At 54.5% G+C, this 464-nt stretch carries 1 pseudogene; it reads right to left on the reverse strand.

What is annotated here, in order from left to right:
• Positions 1–464 (reverse strand): annotated as a pseudogene (locus EXE45_RS17900) (hypothetical protein); the annotation flags it as partial.

Below are 464 nucleotides of genomic sequence, written 5' to 3' on the forward strand. Positions count from 1 at the left end.
GAGCGAGATTCGATGGCAGATTGAGCGTCCTCGTCAACCCAGTTGAACCGATGGTTCCCGATTGTTAGTACCGCGTCAAGCTGTTGTAGCGTCGAAAGACGCCGGTTCCAGACATCTATCACCTCTTCGACCCACTCCTGTGTATCGTTCGTCCGGTCGATAACGCCCTCGATACCGTCGTCTTGTGATTTAACGGTTGAGATGCGGTCATCGGTCGCCTCGATTCGCTCGGTCAGCTCGTCAGCAAACGTAGTGAGTAGTTCGGCGACTTCGTCGGTTCGAACGTCCGTGTCGACGACCAGTGCGACGTCTTCACGAAGGCCGGTAAGCTTCGAGCGAATTTGCTGGTTGGCTTCTTGGAGGTGGATGAGGCCGTCTGCGACCGTTTCGATCGTCTTTTTGAAACCACCCTCTTCCAGAACATCTGCGGGTGACTTCCATTTGAGTAATTTGAGCCGCGTCGT

Origin of the sequence: Halorubrum sp. SP9, assembly GCF_005435015.1 — an archaeon.
GTDB lineage: Archaea > Halobacteriota > Halobacteria > Halobacteriales > Haloferacaceae > Halorubrum > Halorubrum sodomense.